Origin of the sequence: Limnohabitans sp. Jir72 (assembly GCF_003063575.1) — a bacterium.
GTDB lineage: Bacteria > Pseudomonadota > Gammaproteobacteria > Burkholderiales > Burkholderiaceae_C > Limnohabitans_A.
Window position 1 is genome coordinate 1 of sequence record NZ_NESC01000040.1, and the last position, 758, is coordinate 758.

At 62.1% G+C, this 758-nt stretch carries 1 protein-coding gene; it reads right to left on the reverse strand.

Translation table 11 applies throughout. The features are described 5' to 3' along the window. Window positions 1–705 (reverse strand): transposase (locus B9Z52_RS17515; RefSeq protein WP_369907956.1); only part of this gene is annotated, 705 nt, incomplete at its 3' end. Window positions 706–758 lie beyond the last annotated feature (53 nt).

The following is a 758-nucleotide window of genomic DNA, read 5'->3' on the forward strand; positions in this document are numbered from 1 at the left end:
CGGCTGCAGCTCAACCCCGCAGCTGCCCACCCATTGGGCTAACGTTGATCTGGGGATCGCCACACCAGCTCGGCCAAAGATGGCTTCCTGGCGGTACAGCGGCAGGTGGTCGGCAAACTTGTTCACCAGCACCTGGGCGAGCAGTCCCGGTGTGGGGATGCCTTTGTCGATGACGTGGGGCTCCACCGGTGCTTGCACCAAGGTCTGGCAGCACGCGCAGGCCCATTTGCCACGCACATGGCGGTGCACGCTGAAGACGCCAGGCACGTAGTCCAGCTTCTCAGACACGTCCTCACCGATGCGCTTCATCTGGGCACCGCAGCCGGGAGCCGTGCACACGGTGGACTCGGGCTCGTGGGCAAAGGTCTGGCGGGGCAGCTCAGCGGGCAAGGCTTGGCGCTTGGGGGTTTGTTTGTCTTTGGCAGCAGGTGACTCGGGCACAGCCAGTGCGATCTCGTCGGACACGGCAGCCAAGTCTGCGTCCAGGGTTTCGTCCAGCAAACTGCGCTGCTCGGCGTTCATCTTCTCGCTCTTAAGGCCAAACTTCAGGCGCTTGAGAACGGCGTTCTCGTGCGTGAGCTTGTCGATCAGGGCTTGCTTGAAACGGATGGTGGCGTCTCGGGCGCTGATCTGCGTGAGCATGCTGGCCAACATCTGGCGCACTTGCTCTTCGTCCATGGCTTGCAGATCAACGACTTCACTCATGGCCGCAATCATCGCCGAAGCAACGCCATCAGCCCATTGGCAGATGCCCCAAT